Source organism: Microbulbifer sp. S227A, assembly GCF_049800935.1.
In genome coordinates, this window is sequence record NZ_JBNAFZ010000003.1 from 272,534 (window position 1) to 290,759 (window position 18,226).

Here is an 18,226-nt window from a genome sequence, read left to right on the forward strand (position 1 = left end):
TTTGAACCGGGAACACGCGGCGGTCAAGCCCGGATCAGCCCGCGGGCAGGGTCAGGCGCCGGTTGTGGCCATTCTTTGACAGTATGAGCCCCTTGTCATCGATGGCGACGATACGCCCGATGCTCAAGGTCTCTCCGATCTCGACGCGCCGGATCGCCCCTCGCGGTGTCCGGATCAGCGCGGACATGTTGTTTTGCGGCCCGAACAGGCCGATCAGGTCGGTCTTGCCTCGCGCAAGAGCGTGATCTGTGGTGGCCATCTTGGCCACACGTTCCGGCGTCTTCCCCGCCTCGGTTCTGCTTGTCATAAATGCCTCATGGACCAGATGGCCAGCTATGCTGCGTCGCAGCATTTCAGGTCGCAGCGGCTATCACGGGCCACGGGCAGGCGAAAGGGCAGCCCCGCCGGGTCGGCAAGGAACTGCCCAAGCGGTTAGATGCTATTCGGCGGCGGTCTTCAGGCGGAACCCCTGTTCCAGCATGTCGGCGGGTTCGACCGGGTATTCGCCCGAGAAACAGGCATCGCAATATTGCGGATTTCCGGCATTGCGGCCGTTTGCCTCGCCAACCGCGCGATAGAGCCCGTCAAGCGAGATGAACTTGAGACTGTCCACGGCGAGATGCGCGCGCATCTCCTCTTCGCTCATGGTCGCCGCCAGCAGCTTTTCGCGCTGTGGCGTGTCGACCCCATAGAAACAGGGCCATGCGGTCGGCGGTGAAGCGATGCGGAAATGCACCTCCTTGGCACCGGCATCCAGGATCATTTCCTTGATCTTGCGGCTGGTGGTGCCGCGCACGACGCTATCATCCACGAGGATCACGCGCTTGTCCTTGATCAGGGCTCGGTTGACGTTGAGCTTGAGCCGCACACCCATGTTGCGGATCTGTTCGGTCGGCTCGATAAAGGTGCGCCCCATATACTGGTTGCGGATGATCCCCATCGCATAGGGAATGCCGCTTTCGAGCGAGAACCCGATGGCGGCGGGCGTTCCGCTGTCGGGAACCGGACAGACCAGGTCGGCTTCGACCGGGCTTTCCTTGGCCAGCTCTCGGCCGATATTCTCGCGGGTTTCATAGACGCTGCGCCCGCCAAGGATGCTGTCGGGGCGGCTGAAATACACGTGTTCAAAGATGCAGAACCGGGATTTGCGCGACCGGAAGGGAAAGCGGCTTTCGACACCTTCCTCGTTGATCACGACCATCTCGCCGGGTTCGATCTCGCGCACATATTCGGCACCGATGATGTCGAGCGCACAGGTTTCCGAGCTGAGCGCCCAGCCATCGCCGATCTTGCCCAGCACAAGCGGGCGCACGCCCAGCGGGTCACGCACGCCGATCAGCTTGGTGCGCGTCATCGCCACCACCGAAAACGCCCCTTCGACACGGCGCAGCGCGTCTTCCATGCGTTCCGGGATGGTGCGTTGCAGCGACCGCGCCATCAGGTGGATGATGCATTCGCTGTCCGACGAGCTCTGGAAAATCGAACCGCGTTCGATCAATTCGCGGCGCAGGGCATTGGCATTGGTGATGTTGCCGTTATGGGCAATCGCCGCGCCGCCCATCGAGAATTCGCCGAAAAACGGCTGGACATCGCGGATCGCGGTCTGCCCCTTGCTGCCCGACGTCGAGTAGCGCACATGGCCGATCGACAGCGGGCCGGGCAGGGTCTCCATGATTTTCTGGCTGGTGAAATTGTCACGCACATAGCCAAAGCGGCGGGCCTGGTTAAAGCCCAGCTGCGGATCATGGCTGACGATGCCGCCAGCCTCCTGGCCGCGATGCTGGAGCGCGTGCAATCCGAGAGCAACGAAGGTCGAGGCGTCCTGGACGCCCACGACCCCGAAAATCCCGCATTCTTCACGGAGTTTGTCGTCATCGAAAGGATGCGACGGCGGCATGGAATTCATCGACAAAGCAGGCAGCTCCGAATCCGTTTGCGGTATCTGGTCCTGACATAGTGCCTCGGGCTGCCCATGTCACCCATGCTGTCATGAAACCGTTGCAACTCTGCACTGCGGCATTGTGCGGTCCGGGGCCGTGGCGCAAGCGGGGGGCGGGCGATTTTCCGGGCGCGCACGCATGGCTTGCACGCGCATCACCGGTCCTGGCATCTCAGGGTCAGGATGTTCAGTTTTTTTATCCGGTCGAGCGGCAGTTGCTGGCCGAATCGGCGGGGCGGGTTACTGGCTGCACGATCCGACGAGGTTTTCGTATTGCTGGGTGACCCAGCCAAGCGCCTGCTCGGGGTTCTGTTCCTCGATGCTGCCGGTCAGCTTGGCAAAGACCTGTGCCGAGCGGCTTTCATCCACCATGGTGAATGTCTGGCCGGTGATCACGGTGTCGTAGACAAAAAAGGCGATGGCCACCAGCAGGATGCCGCGTGCCACGCCAAAGAAGAACCCGAGCCCCTGGTCGACCCCGCCCAATGCCGAGCGTTGCACCAGCGAAGAAAACAGCGGCGTGAAAAAGGATACGATGATCAGGGCGACGGCAAAGACGGCGGCAAAGGCGGCAATCATGCTGAGTTCACAGCTGTCGGCGACGAATTCACCGAGAACCGGGATTTCCCTGATCAGCGGTTCGACCTTGGGGGCAAACAGGAAGCCGAGGATCGCGGCGGCGATCCAGCCGGCGATCGCCATGGCTTCGCGCACCAGGCCGCGCGAATAGGCCAATAGCGCCGAGACAACGATGATTAGGGCAACGAGCCCGTCGATAATGGTAAAACCGTCCATTCGTCTGTGCCCGTCCTGTTGCTGTCTGCTGCGGCAGCGAGACCTTACCCGGCCCCGAACACTTCGCCAACAAATCCCGTCAAATCGGTCGCCCGCGTCACCGCAAGACCGGCAACTGTGCCGGATTTGCCACCTGCGGGGGCGATCGCGGCGGTAAAACCAAGTTTTTGCGCCTCTTTCAACCTGTTTTCTGTCTGTGGTGCCGGACGCAGCGCCCCGGACAGGCTGATTTCCCCGAAAACCACCGTGTCAGCGGGCAGCGCGGCATCCTCGCGTGCCGAGAGCAAGGCGGCCGCCACCGCGAGATCCGCAGCGGGTTCCGAGATTTTCATGCCGCCGGCGACGTTCAGATAGACATCGAGCCCGGCAAACGGGATGCCACAGCGCGCTTCGAGCACCGCGAGAATCATCGCCAGCCGCCCGCCATCCCAGCCGACCACGGTGCGGCGCGGCTGGGAATGTGGCGTCGGGGCGACCAGCGCCTGAAGCTCGACCAGAACCGGGCGGGTGCCCTCGATCCCGGCAAAGACGGCGGAACCGGGGGTCGGCTGGCCCCGTTCGCTGAGAAACAGGGCCGAGGGGTTGGTGACTTCGGCAAGGCCGCGACCGGTCATTTCGAACACGCCGATCTCGTCGGCGGGGCCGAACCGGTTCTTGACCGCGCGCAGGATGCGGAACTGGTGGCCGCGCTCGCCTTCGAAATAGAGCACGGTGTCGACCATGTGCTCGACCACGCGGGGACCGGCGATCTGGCCCTCCTTGGTGACGTGGCCAACCAGGATCACCGACACGTTGCGCCGCTTGGCAAAGGTGGTCAGCTCATGCGCCGCCGCGCGCACCTGGCTGACCGAACCGGGGGCGCTGTCGACATTGTCGGCCCACATGGTCTGAATCGAGTCGATGATCACCAGTTCCGGCTTTTCCGCCTCCAGCGTGGTCAGGATGTCGCGCAGATTGGTTTCCGCGGCGAGCTTGACCGGAGATTCGGCCAGCCCCAGCCGCTGGGCGCGCATCCGCACCTGTGCGCTGGCCTCTTCGCCGCTGACATAGATGGTTTTCAACCCGTTGCGGGCGAATCTTGCCGCCGCCTGCAGCAGCAGCGTCGATTTGCCGATGCCCGGATCGCCGCCCACCAGGATTGCCGAGGCCGGCACCAGCCCGCCGCCCAGGACCCGGTCGAGTTCCGCCACCCCCGAGAGCGTGCGCGGCGGCGGCGTTTCCTCGGTCGACAGGTCGGTCAGGGGGACCGTGCTGCCGCGTCTTGCGCCAAGGGATTTCGACGCCGGACCGGCGCTCAGCGGGGCTTCTTCGACGATGGTGTTCCAGTCGCCGCAGGATTCGCAGCGCCCGGACCATTTGGAAAAGGACGCGCCGCAAAAGGAACAGGTAAAGGATTTGGGTTTTGCCATGGCGCTTTCATGGCCTCTCAGCGTCTGGCGGTCAAATGGCTAATCGCCACCGAGGCCAGCACACAGCCGGTAAAGAGATAGAGGCCCCAGGCGGTTTCGATGGTGGCCACGCCGATGCCTTTGACGACCACCACGTATAGCGCGATCAGGAAGATGTCGGCCATGGCCAGCTTGCCGAGGATGTCAAAGACCGGCAGCACCTTGCGCCGCATCAGGCCGAAGTGGATCATCGCCAGCCCGATGGTCTTGAGATAGGGCGCAAAGATCGCAAGGAACGTCACCAGGAGCGCCAGCGCGACATCGCTGCTCCACAGGCTTTGCAGACCGGTCACAACCGAGATTTCGCTCAGGCCAAACAGCGGCAGCAGCCCGGCGCGCAGCAGCGGCGCGAACCATGCGACGGGATAGAGGATCAGCAGGGCAAGATTGGCAAAGCGCAGCGGCACGGGCATCGATCCTCGGTCAGTCAGGCACTGGATGCGCCCGGTGCGGGATCATGTGGCGATGAAAGCCGTCACAGGCAAGGGGCCGCCTTCAGTTGTCGATCCGGTCGCCGTCGCGACAGCCTGGCGCGGCGCCGAATTGCGGACAGTAATTCGGCGGGTTCCTGAAGACCGAGTGATCGTCTGCAGGTTCCGCTGCCTTGGGTTGCGGGGGCGGGGCCGCGGGCGCGGTTCTGGTGGGGGTGGGGCGGCTGCGCTGTTTCGCGGGGGCGGATTTGCGCACGGCGACGGCCTTTGGACAGGTTGCGTCGTCGATCACAGCCAGCGCGTCGATCAGCGCCATCAGCTGTTCGGGGGGCGTGTTCCGCCCCATGTTCAGACTTTGCCCGGATTCGCGGGACAGGGTGGCCAGCCCGCCCGCCGTCTGCCGGCCATAGATTCCGTCCAGCCGCCCGGCGTAACAGTTCCGGTCCGTCAACAGGCGCTGGATCTCGACGATCGCATCCTTGCGATCAAGTACGGGCTCTGGCGGTGCAGCCACATTGTTGGCGGGGGCGCGGGCCGGGGCCTCGGGTTTGCCCGGGTCAAGCGCCGCCTGCTTGAGGTCGCGTTTGCGCCGCGCCAGGATATAGAGCGTATGATCCGGCTGACCGGCATAGGCCGTCAGAAACGCATCCCAGACCGCGATCGTGTCGGCAAGTTCGGCGGTGGCATAATCGCTGAGCATCGCGTTCGGGGCGGGCCGTGCGGCAGGAGAGGGGGCCTGCCTGGGATTGATCACATAGGTGCCGCCACCCAGCGAGGAATAGACAAAGGGCGCGGCCCCGGGCACCGAGCGGCGCAGCTCGTCCCGCACCGATCCGAGCAGCAGCCGGATGTCCTGAGCCGGCCCGCCCAGAGCGTTGAGAAAGGCGCGGGTAAACGGCGAATTGCCGCCCTCGATCCCATCGGGGGTGATTTCACCGGCAGCGGCGGCATAGGCAATCAGCGTATCCGCCCCGGCATTTTCCACCAGCGCAAGACCCCGCCCGACATTGCGCCCGGTATTGGCGCGCTTCATGCCGGTGACAAATGGATTGTCGCGGCAGGCGTCCAGAACCACGGTTTTCATACGTTTCGCCCCCGACAACTGCGACAGCACATCCTGTAATTCGATCATTTCCAGCCGCGCGTCGCGCTCGTCGGTGATCCGGGCGTCCACCGGCACCAGATAGTTGCGCCCGGCGATCTCCATCCCGTGCCCGGCGTAATAGACCATGGCGATATCGGCGCGGTCCGCGGCATTGCGAAACGCCCGCAGGGTGTCGAGCGTGTCGGCCCGGCCCAGATCGGTGGCAAGCGTGACGTCGAACCCATGCGCGCGCAGCGCGGCGGCGACGGCGGTGGCGTCATTCACCGGGTTGGCCAGCGTTTCGACCGAGCGATAGGCCGAATTGCCAATGACCAGCGCCACGTTGCCCGCCCAAAGGGGCAGCGCAAGGCAGAGCATCATCACGGCAAGGATCGTGGTTGGCATCGGATCACCTCGTTTCCCCATGAAACTGCCATGCGCGGCGTTCAATTTCAACGAGACGGGGCGAGACCGTGGGTTATTCGGGTGTGACCAGGTCGATGGTTTGGCGCAATGCACCGCTTGTCCGGTCATAGATCAGCACCCGATCGTCGCCGGTGATCACGGCATACCAGTCGGCGGTGACGGTAAAGGCCTCGGCCCTGCTGCCATCGGGAAGGGTGATGTGATCGGGCAGGGGGATCGGCGCCGGGGCGCGATCTGACGAGAAACGGATGACAATCAGTGAAACGATCACTAAAAGCCCGCCAATCATCACCGCAGTCAGCACCGTTACGAGCCGACGCAGGAAACGCAGGTTGGCCGGTTCTTCGACCGGTTCGGAAGGATCAGTCATGGGCACGCGCCAAATCAGGTTCTCAATCGCGGCCGACCCGCCGCCGCGCCTTGATAAGGCGCTTTCGCGCGATGTACCAGCCGCGGCCGCATTGTCGCGCACGCGGCTGGCACGGTTGATCGCAGAGGGCGCGGTGTCGGTCGATGGTGTCGCCCTGACCGATGCCAAGGCGCGCATCCAGGAGGGGGCCGAGGTGGTGTTGACGGTGCAAGCCGCCGAAGAGAGCCATATCGGCCCCGAGGCGATCGCGCTGGACATCGTGCATGAAGATGACGACCTGGTGGTGATCAACAAACCGGCGGGCATGGTGGTGCATCCCGCGCCGGGTACTCCTTCGGGTACATTGGTCAATGCGCTGCTGCACCATTGCGGCGATGACCTGTCGGGGGTTGGCGGCGTCAAACGGCCGGGGATCGTCCACCGCATCGACAAGGACACCAGCGGTTTGCTGGTGGTTGCAAAATCCGATGTCGCGCATCACGGGCTGGCGGCACAGTTCGAGGCGCATAGCGTCGAACGCTATTACCGGGCGCTGTGCCATGGCGTGCCCGACGCCAATGATCCGCGGCTGCGCGGCATCCGGGGGGCGGCGTTCGAGCCGGGCAATATCCTGCGCCTGACCACGCAGCTTGCCCGCCACAGGACCGACCGGCAGAAACAGGCGGTGTTGTTTCAGGGCGGGCGGCACGCGGTCACCCGCGTGCGGATCGTCGAAGCCTTTGGCACGCCATCGGTTGCCGCGCTGGTCGAGTGTTGGCTGGAAACCGGGCGCACCCATCAGATCCGGGTGCATATGGCGCATGCGGGGCACGGTTTGATCGGCGATCCGGTCTATGGGGGGCGGCGCAAGCTGCCGGCGCGGGCGATCTCCGGGGCGGGTGCCGATGCGGTCCGCACCTTTCCGCGCCAGGCGCTGCATGCGGCGGTTCTGGGCTTTGTCCACCCGGTCACGGGCGAGTCGGTTCGCTTTGAGGCCGGGATGCCGGATGACATGGAAACATTGATCGAAACCCTGCGCCTGCCACCGGGATAAGGCGGCCGGTGCGACCCCGCGCCGGGCCAATTGTGACACCGGTTTCACGGCTTTGTCATCAATTGCGGCGGGCGGGGCGCGGAATGTTTCAAATGGGCTGTCATGAACAGCACATGCGCGTGAATGCGCCCATGTTCCACTCAAAATCCGCGACGAGTCGGTGCAATATGTTAGCGGTCTCACTTGAATGCTGCGCCGGGCGCACCATATTCATGTTAAGACAATAAACATTAAGGGACATGAGAATGGCCAACTATGCAAATCTGCCGGCACCGACACCCGAGGGTGGTCTGAACCGGTACATGCAGGAAATCCGCAAGTTCCCGCTGCTTGAGCCAGAAGAAGAGTACATGCTGGCGAAACGATGGGTCGAGGAACAGGATACCGAATCCGCCCACAAGATGGTGACCAGCCACCTGCGACTGGCGGCCAAGATCGCCATGGGCTATCGCGGCTATGGTCTGCCGCAGGCCGAAGTGATATCAGAGGCCAATGTCGGCCTGATGCAGGCGGTCAAGCGGTTCGACCCGGAAAAGGGTTTTCGCCTTGCGACCTATGCGATGTGGTGGATCCGCGCGAGCATCCAGGAATACATCCTGCGCTCTTGGTCTCTGGTCAAGCTGGGGACCACCTCGGCACAGAAGAAACTGTTCTTCAACCTGCGCAAGGCCAAAGCCAAGATCGGCGCGCTGGAAGAGGGCGACCTGCATCCCGACAACGTCAAGCAGATCGCGACGGATCTGGGGGTGACCGAGGACGAAGTCATCAGCATGAACCGCCGGATGTCGGGGGGCGATGCCTCGTTGAATGCCACCGTTGGCAGCGAGGGCGAGGGGACGATGCAATGGCAGGATTGGCTCGAGGACAAAGACGCCGACCAGGCCGGCGATTACGAAGCGCGTGACGAGCTTGAGGCGCGGCGCGAATTGCTGGCGCAGGCGATGGACGTGTTGAATGAACGCGAACGCGATATCCTGACGCAACGCCGCCTGTCGGATCAGGCGGTGACGCTCGAGGATCTCAGCGGCCAATATGATGTCAGCCGCGAACGCATCCGCCAGATCGAGGTGCGCGCCTTTGAAAAGCTGCAAAAGCGGATGCGCGATCTGGCCCGCGACAAGGGCATGCTGGCCAGCGCCTGATTGCCGCGCAGGCCGCGCATCTGAAACAAGGCAGCGTTCCGCAAGGGGCGCTGCCTTTTGCTTGTACAGGGGAACCGTGCGCCTATTGCGCGTCCAGAATGCTGGCAAACCGTTGCCGCGCCCGGTTGGGCAGGTCGTCGGGCAGTGCCCGGTCAGTTTTGCCGCCAACCTCGATCAGCATCACCATCCCCATGGCGAAATGCGGGCTGCACTTGATGCCGTATAGCCCCGGCTCGCTCAGCGTGATGGTGAAATCCTCGTTGATCTGGCTCTTGAACGGCGCGGCGGCGGCGGGGATCATCCCGTCGATGGTTGCGGCGTTGTGGCCCGGCTGGGTCGGCACAAAGCGCACGCTGTCTCCCGGTGCGACGGTCAGGAAATCCGGTTCATAGATCATCGGCCCCCGGTCATTACGGGTGAACATCCGCACCTCGTGGGTTTCCGCGAGACCGGAGCCGGCAAGTGAGCAGAGAGCAAGGGAACAGAGGGCGAGGGTGGCAAAAAGCGGCTTCATGGATGGTCCTCAAGGCAGCGGAACCGAAACTGGGTGGTTTGGTCCATGGGATCAAAGAGCGGTGTCGCCCGCACCCGGAAAATCGTGGCGAGACGGTCGGGGGTCAGAACCTCGGCGGGCGGACCGCAGGCGACAAGACGCCCGCCATCCATCACCCCGAGCCGGTCACAGCACATGGCCTGGTTGAGGTCATGCAGCGCCATGACGACGGTGACGGGCAGGCGACAGACCAGCCGCAACAGGGTAAGCTGGTGGTGGATGTCCAGATGGTTGGTCGGCTCATCCAGCATCAGCAGGCGCGGGCGTTGCGCCAGCGCCCGGGCGATATGCACCCGCTGCCGTTCGCCACCCGAAAGGGTCGACCACCGGTTGCCGGCCTTTTCGAGCATGTCCACCGCCACGAGCGCGTCATCGACGATCTGGGTATCCTGCGCGCTGAAGGGTGCCAGGGCCGAGAGCCACGGGGTGCGGCCCAGTTCGACGGCATCGCGCACGCGCAGCGCCTCGGTCGTGTCGGCGATCTGTTCGACAAAGGCGATGCGCTGCGCCACCTGCCGCCGGGTCAGCGATCCGATGGGCGCGTCGTCAAGCTGTACGGTTCCGCTGGGGCGCGGTGCGAGCCCGGCCAGCAGCCGCATCAGCGTTGACTTGCCGGACCCGTTCGGTCCCACGAGGCCAAGGGTTTCGCCCGGTTCGATCGCAAGCGATACCCCGTCGACGATGCGTTTGCCCCCGGCGATCCAGCCGAGGTCCCGCGCGGTCAGTTTCATGGCCGTCTCCGGTTGTGCAGCAGGATCAGGGCAAAGCCCGGCGCGCCCACCAGCGCGGTGACGACGCCGATGGGAACAACCTGGCCAGGGATCAGGATGCGCGAGGTGACATCCGCGGCGATCAGGAACACCGCGCCCGCCAGCGCCGAGGCCGGGACCAGCCGGCCATGGCGCGGGCCGACGATAAAGCGCATGGCATGGGGAACGACGAGGCCGACAAAGCCGATCGACCCCACGATGCTGACCATGGTGGCGGTCATCAGGGTGGTCGCGCCGATCAGCACGGCCTGCACCCGGCGCACCGCGATGCCCAGCGACGCGGCGGAGGCGGTGCCAAAAGAGAACGCGTCCATGGCGCGGGCAAACCAGAAACAGGCCAGCAGCCCGATGGCCGCCGCCGGCAGGGCAAGGGATACGTCGGGCCAACGCACGCCCGAGAGGTTGCCCAGCAGCCAGAACATGATGCCGCGCGCCTGTTCGGCATTGGCGGATTTGGCGATGAAAAACGATGTCAGCGCATTGAAGAGCTGGGAACCGGCAATGCCCGCGAGGATCAGGTGGGCCGAGCCGCCACCCGCCGCCCGTGCCAGCGCCGAAACCAGCAGGAACGCCAGCGTAGCACCGCCAAAGGCCCCCGCCGACATGCCGATGAGCCCGCCGCCGAGCCCGAGGATCGAGACCGCGACAGCCCCGGTGCCGGCCCCCGCCGACACGCCGAGCAGGTAGGGATCGGCCAGCGCGTTGCGCACCAGCGATTGCAGCACTACGCCCGACAATGCCAGCCCCGCGCCACAGGCTGCCGCCACCAATGTGCGCGGCAGGCGATAGCTCCAGATGATGCCCGCATCGATCGGATCGACCACGTGGCCGGCCTCCCAGAGATGGTTGGCAAACACCGCCAGAACCATACCCGGCGACAGCGGCGTTTCGCCGATCATCACGCCCGCAAGGATCGCGGTAACAAGCACGACCACCCCCGTCACGCTCCAGACCGCGACCGGTTTGACATGCGTCATGGGGATGGTCACATAGGTCATTGCAGGTTGTACCGAGCCAGCGCCTCGGCCAGGGTTTCAAGCGCGCCGATATTGCGGATCGACGGGTCCATGCCATGGGCGTCGAGAGTCACGATGCGGTCATCCCTGACGGCTGCCATCTGGCTGGCGACCGGGTCGGTGCCGAGAAATTCCAGCTTTTTCTCGATGTCATCGGCGTCAAAGCGGCGGCGCTCCATACGGGCGGCCACGATGACGGTGGGATCGGCGCGGGCGATGGTTTCCCAACTGACCGTGGGCCATTCCTCGTTGCTCTGGATGACATTGGCCAGCCCGAGCGCCTGCATCATATAGGCGGGTGCGCCGCCCTGACCGGCGACATAGGGGTCGATATCCATTTCCGCCGACGAGAACCAGAACACCGCCGAGGCGTCATCAAGCCCGAGGCCACGGGCCTTTTCGATCGCCGCCGCTTCGCGGGCGCGCAGCTCGGCAACCAGCGCCTCGCCCCGGTCGCCGACATCGAAAATCTGGGCCAGTTCGGTGATGCCCTGATAGACGCTGTCCATCGAGAACAGTTCGAGCCGCGTGCCGTCCGAGCCGGTGGAATTGTCCTTGCCCACGCAATCGGCGGGCAGCGTGTAGGTGGGAATGCCCAGGTCCGAGAATTGTTCGCGCGTGGCGACGATGCCCTGGGGGCCGACATGCCATTCATATTGCACCGCGACCAGGCCGGGGCGTTTGCCCACGACGCTTTCAAAGCTGGGGTCGTTGTCCGCCAGCCGTTCGATCCCGGCATTCAGCTCCTTATATTCCGGCAACACGTCGGTGAACCAGACTGATGTGCCGGTAACCTTGTCGCCAAGTCCGAGCGCATAGAGGATTTCGGTGGCCGCCTGCCCAACCGACACGACGCTGTCGGGGGCCGCGTCAAAGGTGACCTGGACGCCGCAATTCTCGAGCGTCAGGGGATAGGTGGTTTCCGCCTGTGCGGGCAGCACGAAACAGGCCGCCGCGAGGCTCCCGGCGGTCAGGGTCTTGGTGAACATGTCATGTCTCCGGTCAGTGATGCGCCCGAAAACAGGTAAGACATGTCGCGCCCAGGGCTGGCGAGATCGACCGCCCTCGGGGCGGCATGGATCGTGCTGGCTGTGGTGGTCCGACGGGACCACCGGGGGAAAGACTTCATTCGACACCTCTCCGGACACCCCGTCCGGGCCGCGTTGCAGTTATGCGTCGGCAGGTCTCCTGACTGGCGGGTCATGGCTGGCAGCGACCTTCCCATGGCTTGCGCCACAGTGGATGTCTCGCTGTTCACTCACCGCTTACAGTTGCGGGGGCAGTTCCGTTTCGCCGGAGGCCGGCGGCGGATTCCCATTTTGATTCCTTTCGGAAACCGACCCGCGTTCGATAAACAGCCGCGCCGGTTGCGGCAAGGGTTTTTTGCGGTGCGACGCGGCGGTGGCCTATGCCCCGTCCGGGATCAGCAGCGTCACCCGGTCCGGTGACATCTCGGCAATCGCGATGGTGCCGTTCCCGGTGACCGCCAGCCCGTGACCATAGGTGGAAAAGGTTCGGCAGCGCCCGACCAGCCGCCCCGCTGCGTCATATGCCGACAGGCGCGGGGTCTGGTCGCTGACCAGCAGCAGCCCGTCCGGGGTGAGCGCCAGCGCCATGGGTTTGTGCAGCCCGGTGATTTCGTCCAGCCAGGTGCCGTTGGTATCGAACCGCTGGACCCGGTTGTTTTCCCGGTCCGCGACGCAGAGCCGGTTCCGGCCATCGATGAGGATGCTGTGTGGTGTCGAGAATTCGCCCGGTCCGCGTCCGGGTTGGCCAAAGCTGCGGATATGCGCGAGGTCGGGGCCGAATATGTGTACCGCGCTGTTGCCATAGCCATCGGCGACATAGAGCCGCCCATCCGGCCCCACGGTGCAATCGCAGGGATGGTTGAACGGGCGGCCAAGCCCCGGCCGTTCGTCGCAATGCAGCCGGGCGGTTTCGCGCAGCGTGTCATCCAGCAACGCGATCTTGTGCCCGTCCATGTCGGTCGCCGCCAGCCGCCCGTCGCCAAGGCTGCGCAGCCCGTGGCCACAGGCGAATTGCGCCAGTTCGGCGGTTTCTCCCGTCAGGCCCCCGTCGGGGTGCAGCAGCACCAGCTCCGGCACCTGTCGCCGCAGCACCACGATGGTTTCGCCGCACAGCGCCAGGTCGCTGAGGCCGTCCAGGGCAGGATCCGCGACATGTGCCACGCGGTAGCGCCGCTTGCCCAATGCCACATAGGTGGCGGGGCGCTGCGCCGGTCCCGTGGCGTTCACAGCGCGCCCTGCAACATCTCGGTCATCGCCAGCAGGCGCGCATCCTGCCCGTGGGCGGCGGTCAGCATCAGCCCCGCGCCAGGATGGTCCGGCAATGGCAGGCTGACCGAACAGCCGTCGATGACATTGCCAAGGCTGGTGTTGCGCAGAGCCAGCAGGTTGATCCGGTCATAGGCCGCGTCATCCTGCAGATCGGCCAGCCGGGGCGGCATGATGGCGACGCTAGGCAGGGCGACGGGCGTATCGCCGAACAGGCGCGCGGCCTCGCGAGCCAGCGTTGCGCGGGCCGCGAGCGTGCGTGCAAAGTCAATGGCGCTGACGCCGTCCGCCCGTGCCATGCGCGCGGCGACGCGGGGATCGAGCACATCCCGCATTCCGTCGTATTCCGCCCCGTGATGGGCCCGCGATTCCACCGCCGAGAATTGCCAGACCGGCAAGGCGCGATAGCGTTCGAAGATGTCGAGCGACAGGCGGCGCACCGCGACGCCGGCCTTTTGCAGCGATGCCAGCGCGGTTTCGAAGGCTTCGGCGATGTCCGCGTCCAACCCGTCCATGCCGAAATTCCCGGGCACGATCACCGCGCGCGGTGCGGCGGCCATGGGCAGCGGGGCGTCCCGCAACGTGTCGAGCACCGGGCGCAGAAGCGCGGCCTCGCGGGTCATGACCCCGACACTGTCCAGCGAATGTGACAGCGGCACCGCACCGTCCCGCGAAATCGTGGCAGCGGTCGGTTTGAACCCGAAGAGGCCGCAGAACGCCGCCGGAATCCGGGCCGAACCGCCGGTATCGGTGCCCAAGGCGATATCCGCGATGCCCCGCGCCACGGCGGAGGCTCCGCCCGAGGTCGATCCGCCGGCGATGCAACCGTCACGCAGCGGCGTCAGCGGCGTGCCGTAATGCGGGTTAAGCCCGAGGCCGGAATAGGCGTATTCGGTCATGTTGGCATGGCCGATCAGCCCGGCACCCGCCGCCCGCAACCGGGCGACGCTGACCGCGTCACGTTTGGCGGGGGCAAGGTCGCGCCGCGCCACGGTTCCGGCGCGGGTGACATATCCGGCCACGTCGAACAGGTCCTTGACCGCCGCGTTCAGCCCCGACAGCGGGCCGTCGCAGGTGATCGGGTCGTCGAAGACCCGGGTGAAGTCCGGTGCGGTGGCGGCGTCGCGCGCCGCCTTCAGCAGGGATTGGGGTGTCTGTGTCATGGGGTCTGCCTTCAGAGGGTCTGTTGTACCAGCCAGGTGGCGATACCGGGAAATGCCGTCAGCAGGATGACACCCAGAACCAGGATCAGGAAGTAGGGAATGATCATGCGGGTGATCTCGAAGATCGATTTGCCGGTGAGGTTCTGGATGACGAAGAGGTTGAAACCGAGCGGCGGCGTGATCTGGGCCATCTCGACCACGATGATCAGGTAGATGCCGAACCAGACCGGATCGATCCCCACGGCGGCGACGGCGGGCATCACCACGGAGGTCGTCAGCACAACGATCGAGATGCCGTCGAGAAAGCAGCCGAGCAGCACAAAGAACACCGTCAGCACCGCGATCAGCCCGGCGGCCCCGAGACCGCTGGCCGAGATGATTTCGGCCAGTTGCGCGGGCAGGCCGGAAAAGCTCATCGCCGAGGTCAGAAAGGCCGCGCCAAGCAGGATCAGCCCGATCATTGCCGAGGTGCGGGTGGCCCCAAAGAGCGAGTCGGCAAAGGTGCGCCTGTTCAGCGAACCGCCAAGTGCCGCGATGATCAGCGCCCCGGCAACGCCGATGGCGGCGGCCTCGGTGGCGGTGGCGATACCGGCATAGATCGACCCGATGACCCCGATGATCAGCCCCACCACCGGCAGCAGCAGGCGCAGCCGGCCCAGCCGCTCGCCCAGGGAAACCCGCGCTTCGGGGGCGGGAACGCCGTCGGGATTCATGCGTGACCAGATCGCGATATAGCCCGAGAACAGCGCCATCAGCATCAACCCCGGCACCACGCCGGCGATGAACAGGCGGTTGATCGAGACCTGCGCCGCGACGCCGTAGACGATCATCACGATCGACGGCGGGATCAGCAGGCCCAGCGTCCCCGATCCGGCCAGCGAGCCGATGGCCAGCCGGTCGGCATAGCCGCGCGATTTCAGTTCCGGCAGCGAGATCCGCCCCACAGTGGCGGTGGTTGCGGCGGAAGAGCCGGAGACAGCGGCAAAGATGCCGCAGCCCACGACATTGACATGGGCCAGCCCGCCCGGCAGCCGTCCGACCCAGGGGGCGAGGCCGGAAAACAGGTCTTCGGCCAATCGCGTGCGATAGAGGATCTCGCCCATCCAGATGAACAGCGGCAGCGCGGTCAGCGTCCAGCTTGCCGAATGCGCCCACATGGTGGTGCCGAGAATGGCGTCAACCGGGGTCGAGGTGAACATCAGGAAGATCACCACCGCCGAGGCGAGCAGCGCCACGCCGACCCAGATGCCCAGCCCCAGCAGGACGAGCAACGTCACCACGAGTACGGCGGATTGCAACAGGATATCCATGGTCATTCTCCGTGCGCTTGTTCGTCGGTGTCGTCGCGCTCGACGGCGCGCCCGAGCAGCAGCCGCAGCGTGCGTTCGGCAAAGGCCAGCGCAAACAGCGATGACCCCAGAACCATTGCCGATTGCGGGATCCACAGCGGCACCGCCACCACGCCCTGGCTGACATCGTGATAGGTCCAGCTTTCCCTGACATAGCCAAAGATCGCCCAGGCCACCCAGCCCATCATCGCGGTGGCAAAACCGGCGGCGGCGATATCGGCGACATGCCCGGCGGTGCCCGGCAACAGCTGGCGCAGCGACGTTACCCGGATATGATCGCCATGCATCAGCGCGGCGGGCAGGGCGAGAAAGATCGAGGCGCTCAGCCCCCAGGCGGCGAAATCATCGGCGGAGGGGATCTGGCTGCCCATCAGGCGCAGCCCGATCTGTGCGAGGATCAGAACGGCAATCCCCAGCAGCGACAGCGCGGCCAATGCACCGCAGAACGAAAACAGGTGGCGTGTCAGCGCCATGGCGGCAGGCTCCTTGTGGTCGGGAAAAAGGCGGCCGGGAATCAGGCACCGGCCGGGTTCGTGCAAGGGCCCGGACCGCGACGGGTCCGGGCCAGCCAGGGATCAGTTGGCGAGGGAGTCGACGATCTTCTGACCGTCCTCGCCGGCCTGTTCGAGCCATTCGGCCCGCATGGTCGCGGCGATGCCCTGGAAATCGGCGGCCAGCCCCTCGGGCGTCGGCAGAACCTGCATGCCGTTCGCGGCCATGGTGCCCGTTGCTTCGCCCGTGGCGATCTCGGCCATCTCGAAACCACGGGCCTCTGCCAGCGCGGCGGCCTCTTGCAGCGCGGCCTGGGTCTCGGCGGGCAGGCGGTCATAGGCGGATTTGTTCACGATCACCATGTTCTTGGGCAGGAATGCCTGAACATCATAGTAATGCGACACGAAATCCCATGCCTGGCTGTCCACGCCGGTCGAAGGCGAGGTGATCATGCCGTTGATCACACCGGTCGAAAAGGCCTGGCTGATCTCGGCGGTGGCGATGGTGGCGGGCACCGCCCCCAACAGCTCGGCCAGCCGGGCGGTCGACGGGTTGTAGGCACGGAACTTCACACCGTCAAACGACGCGGCACCGGTGACCTCCTGGTTCATATAGATACCCTGTGGCGGCCACGGCGCGGCGAACAGCAGCATCAGCCCGTCCTGGGCGAGCTTGTCCTCGTAGATCGGACGCGAGGCCTCCCACAGGGCGCGGGCCTCGTCAAAGGTGGTTGCAAGCAGCGGCACCGCATCCGCCGAATAGGCCGCGTCTTCGTTGCCAAGCGCCGAGATCAGCACCTCGCCGATCGGCACGATGCCACGCTGAACGCCGCGTTTCAGCTCGGGCCGCTTGAGCAGGACCGAGTTGGACACCACGTCGATTTCAAGCGCACCGTCGGACAGGCGGGCAACGTCGTCGGCAAAGGCGCGGATGTTCTGTGTCAGGTAGTTGCCGTCGGGCGCATCCGCCGACATCTGCCAGGTTTCCGCTTGGGCCATGCCTGCGATCAGCGCGGCGATGGCGGCACCAAGGAACATGGTTTTCATTGTGATATTCTCCTTGTTGGGGGGTGTCGGATTGCCGCTCCGCCAGCAGCACCGGCGGAGCGGGCAGTGACTCAGGCGTCGAGGGCCGGCAGATCGTTTTCATCAAGCGACCACATCAGGCGGAAGGTCTCGGCCTCGCGTACCGCGCCGCCAAATGCCTCGGTCAGCTGGCGCAGCGTTGCCTCGGCGATGGGTTCGGAGGACACGTCCACCGCGAGACAGGGGGCCAGCACCCGGCCCTCGGTGTTTTCAGACGGCAGCGGGGTCGACAGGGTCTCGTCGGGGATCATGTGATGCACGCGCAGTACCCCGTCCTCGGCCAGCAGGGCCTCCATCTGCGCGCGCAGCGCTTCGGCGGAAACCGCACCGGGGACCAGCTCGATCAGCACCAGCGCGCCCCCCCAGCCAAAGCCGCCCTCCTGGGCGATGTGCATCACCCGGCGGCGGGTGTTGCACATGCGGCCGAAATTGGTGACCGACCACTGGGTCTGCCGGGTAAAGGCACGCTGGTAGGCGTCAGAGGTGAAATCGGTCAGCGCGCTGGCGCGGTACAGCGCGAGATAGCGGCGCGCGGTGCCGGACACCGCCCGGTAGCGGCGCGCGCCGGTAAAACCGGGAATGCGCACGCGCTCTTCCATGTGTTCGCGGTCGTACCACTGGTTGAAATCCGCCTCGTGATCGGGGTCGATGTCGCTCCAGACGAAAAGCTGGGCCTGGTTGGTCATGCGGGTCTTGGTCATGGTGCTTGCTGATCCTTGGGCAAGGCTCTCCCGGCGGGGAACAGCCCATGCCGTACCCCGTGAACGCCCGGTCAAACCGTGTTGATTGGTGTCGCGCCAAATTCGCCGAGACGGGTCTCAACCGCAAACGGGATT

19 protein-coding genes and 1 riboswitch are annotated in these 18,226 nt (G+C 65.2%); of the genes, 2 read left to right on the forward strand and 17 right to left on the reverse strand.

Going from position 1 to position 18,226, the window contains the following annotated elements:
- Window positions 1-34 precede the first annotated feature (34 nt).
- The 7 genes from ACP15R_RS09075 to ACP15R_RS09105 form a co-directional block, all read right to left on the reverse strand.
- Window positions 35-307, reverse strand: coding sequence for a hypothetical protein (locus tag ACP15R_RS09075; RefSeq protein WP_424986084.1), 273 nt, complete (start codon window positions 305-307; stop codon window positions 35-37).
- Window positions 308-439: 132 nt separating this feature from the next.
- A complete protein-coding gene (purF, locus tag ACP15R_RS09080) occupies window positions 440-1,906 on the reverse strand; it encodes an amidophosphoribosyltransferase (RefSeq protein WP_424986375.1) in 1,467 nt (488 codons plus the stop codon).
- Window positions 1,907-2,179: 273 nt separating this feature from the next.
- Entirely contained in the window at window positions 2,180-2,734 is a 555-nt protein-coding gene (locus ACP15R_RS09085; RefSeq protein WP_424986085.1) for a CvpA family protein, read from the reverse strand.
- A 44-nt stretch (window positions 2,735-2,778) separates the two neighbouring features.
- Window positions 2,779-4,143 carry a DNA repair protein RadA gene (radA, locus tag ACP15R_RS09090; protein ID WP_424986086.1) on the reverse strand — a complete coding sequence of 455 codons (1,365 nt, stop codon included), beginning with the start codon at window positions 4,141-4,143 and terminating at the stop codon, window positions 2,779-2,781.
- Between the two features lie 17 nt (window positions 4,144-4,160).
- A complete protein-coding gene (locus ACP15R_RS09095) occupies window positions 4,161-4,595 on the reverse strand; it encodes a paraquat-inducible protein A (RefSeq protein ID WP_424986087.1) in 435 nt (144 codons plus the stop codon).
- An 82-nt stretch (window positions 4,596-4,677) separates the two neighbouring features.
- A complete protein-coding gene (locus ACP15R_RS09100; protein WP_424986088.1) occupies window positions 4,678-6,102 on the reverse strand; it encodes a caspase family protein in 1,425 nt (474 codons plus the stop codon).
- Window positions 6,103-6,175: 73 nt separating this feature from the next.
- A complete protein-coding gene (locus ACP15R_RS09105; protein ID WP_424986089.1) occupies window positions 6,176-6,493 on the reverse strand; it encodes a DUF6476 family protein in 318 nt (105 codons plus the stop codon).
- Between ACP15R_RS09105 and ACP15R_RS09110 the strand changes: the two genes are divergently transcribed.
- The gene (locus tag ACP15R_RS09110; protein WP_424986090.1) at window positions 6,492-7,526 is read left to right on the forward strand and encodes an RluA family pseudouridine synthase; all 1,035 of its coding nucleotides are present in this window, start codon (window positions 6,492-6,494) and stop codon (window positions 7,524-7,526) included. The two genes, ACP15R_RS09105 and ACP15R_RS09110, sit on opposite strands and share 2 nt — an antisense overlap.
- Window positions 7,527-7,771: 245 nt before the next feature.
- Window positions 7,772-8,668, forward strand: coding sequence for an RNA polymerase sigma factor RpoH (gene rpoH, locus ACP15R_RS09115; protein ID WP_424986091.1), 897 nt, complete (start codon window positions 7,772-7,774; stop codon window positions 8,666-8,668).
- A gap of 82 nt (window positions 8,669-8,750) precedes the next feature.
- On the opposite strand, the gene ACP15R_RS09120 is transcribed toward rpoH, so the two are convergent.
- From ACP15R_RS09120 to ACP15R_RS09165, 10 genes are all read right to left on the reverse strand, one after another.
- Window positions 8,751-9,182 (reverse strand): pseudoazurin, encoded by a 432-nt coding sequence (locus ACP15R_RS09120; protein WP_424986092.1) that lies wholly within the window; start codon window positions 9,180-9,182, stop codon window positions 8,751-8,753.
- Window positions 9,179-9,952, reverse strand: a complete 774-nt coding sequence (locus ACP15R_RS09125) for an ABC transporter ATP-binding protein (RefSeq protein ID WP_424986093.1) — start codon at window positions 9,950-9,952, stop codon at window positions 9,179-9,181. The genes ACP15R_RS09120 and ACP15R_RS09125 overlap by 4 nt, the downstream gene beginning before the upstream one ends.
- Window positions 9,949-10,989, reverse strand: coding sequence for a FecCD family ABC transporter permease (locus ACP15R_RS09130; protein WP_424986094.1), 1,041 nt, complete (start codon window positions 10,987-10,989; stop codon window positions 9,949-9,951). The genes ACP15R_RS09125 and ACP15R_RS09130 overlap by 4 nt, the downstream gene beginning before the upstream one ends.
- A complete protein-coding gene (locus ACP15R_RS09135; RefSeq protein WP_424986095.1) occupies window positions 10,986-11,996 on the reverse strand; it encodes an ABC transporter substrate-binding protein in 1,011 nt (336 codons plus the stop codon). Before ACP15R_RS09135 ends, ACP15R_RS09130 begins: the two co-directional genes overlap by 4 nt.
- A 172-nt stretch (window positions 11,997-12,168) precedes the next feature.
- Window positions 12,169-12,363, reverse strand: a riboswitch (cobalamin riboswitch).
- 50 nt (window positions 12,364-12,413) lie between these two features.
- Entirely contained in the window at window positions 12,414-13,262 is an 849-nt protein-coding gene (locus ACP15R_RS09140; RefSeq protein ID WP_424986096.1) for a 6-bladed beta-propeller, read from the reverse strand.
- Window positions 13,259-14,464, reverse strand: coding sequence for an amidase family protein (locus tag ACP15R_RS09145; RefSeq protein ID WP_424986097.1), 1,206 nt, complete (start codon window positions 14,462-14,464; stop codon window positions 13,259-13,261). The genes ACP15R_RS09140 and ACP15R_RS09145 overlap by 4 nt, the downstream gene beginning before the upstream one ends.
- An 11-nt stretch (window positions 14,465-14,475) precedes the next feature.
- Window positions 14,476-15,774 (reverse strand): TRAP transporter large permease, encoded by a 1,299-nt coding sequence (locus tag ACP15R_RS09150; protein WP_424986098.1) that lies wholly within the window; start codon window positions 15,772-15,774, stop codon window positions 14,476-14,478.
- Between the two features lie 2 nt (window positions 15,775-15,776).
- Complete coding sequence (locus tag ACP15R_RS09155; protein ID WP_424986099.1) at window positions 15,777-16,286, reverse strand: TRAP transporter small permease; 510 nt, start codon at window positions 16,284-16,286, stop codon at window positions 15,777-15,779.
- 102 nt (window positions 16,287-16,388) lie between these two features.
- Entirely contained in the window at window positions 16,389-17,351 is a 963-nt protein-coding gene (locus ACP15R_RS09160; RefSeq protein WP_424986100.1) for a TRAP transporter substrate-binding protein, read from the reverse strand.
- Window positions 17,352-17,422: 71 nt separating this feature from the next.
- A complete protein-coding gene (locus tag ACP15R_RS09165) occupies window positions 17,423-18,091 on the reverse strand; it encodes a hypothetical protein (protein ID WP_424986101.1) in 669 nt (222 codons plus the stop codon).
- Window positions 18,092-18,226 lie beyond the last annotated feature (135 nt).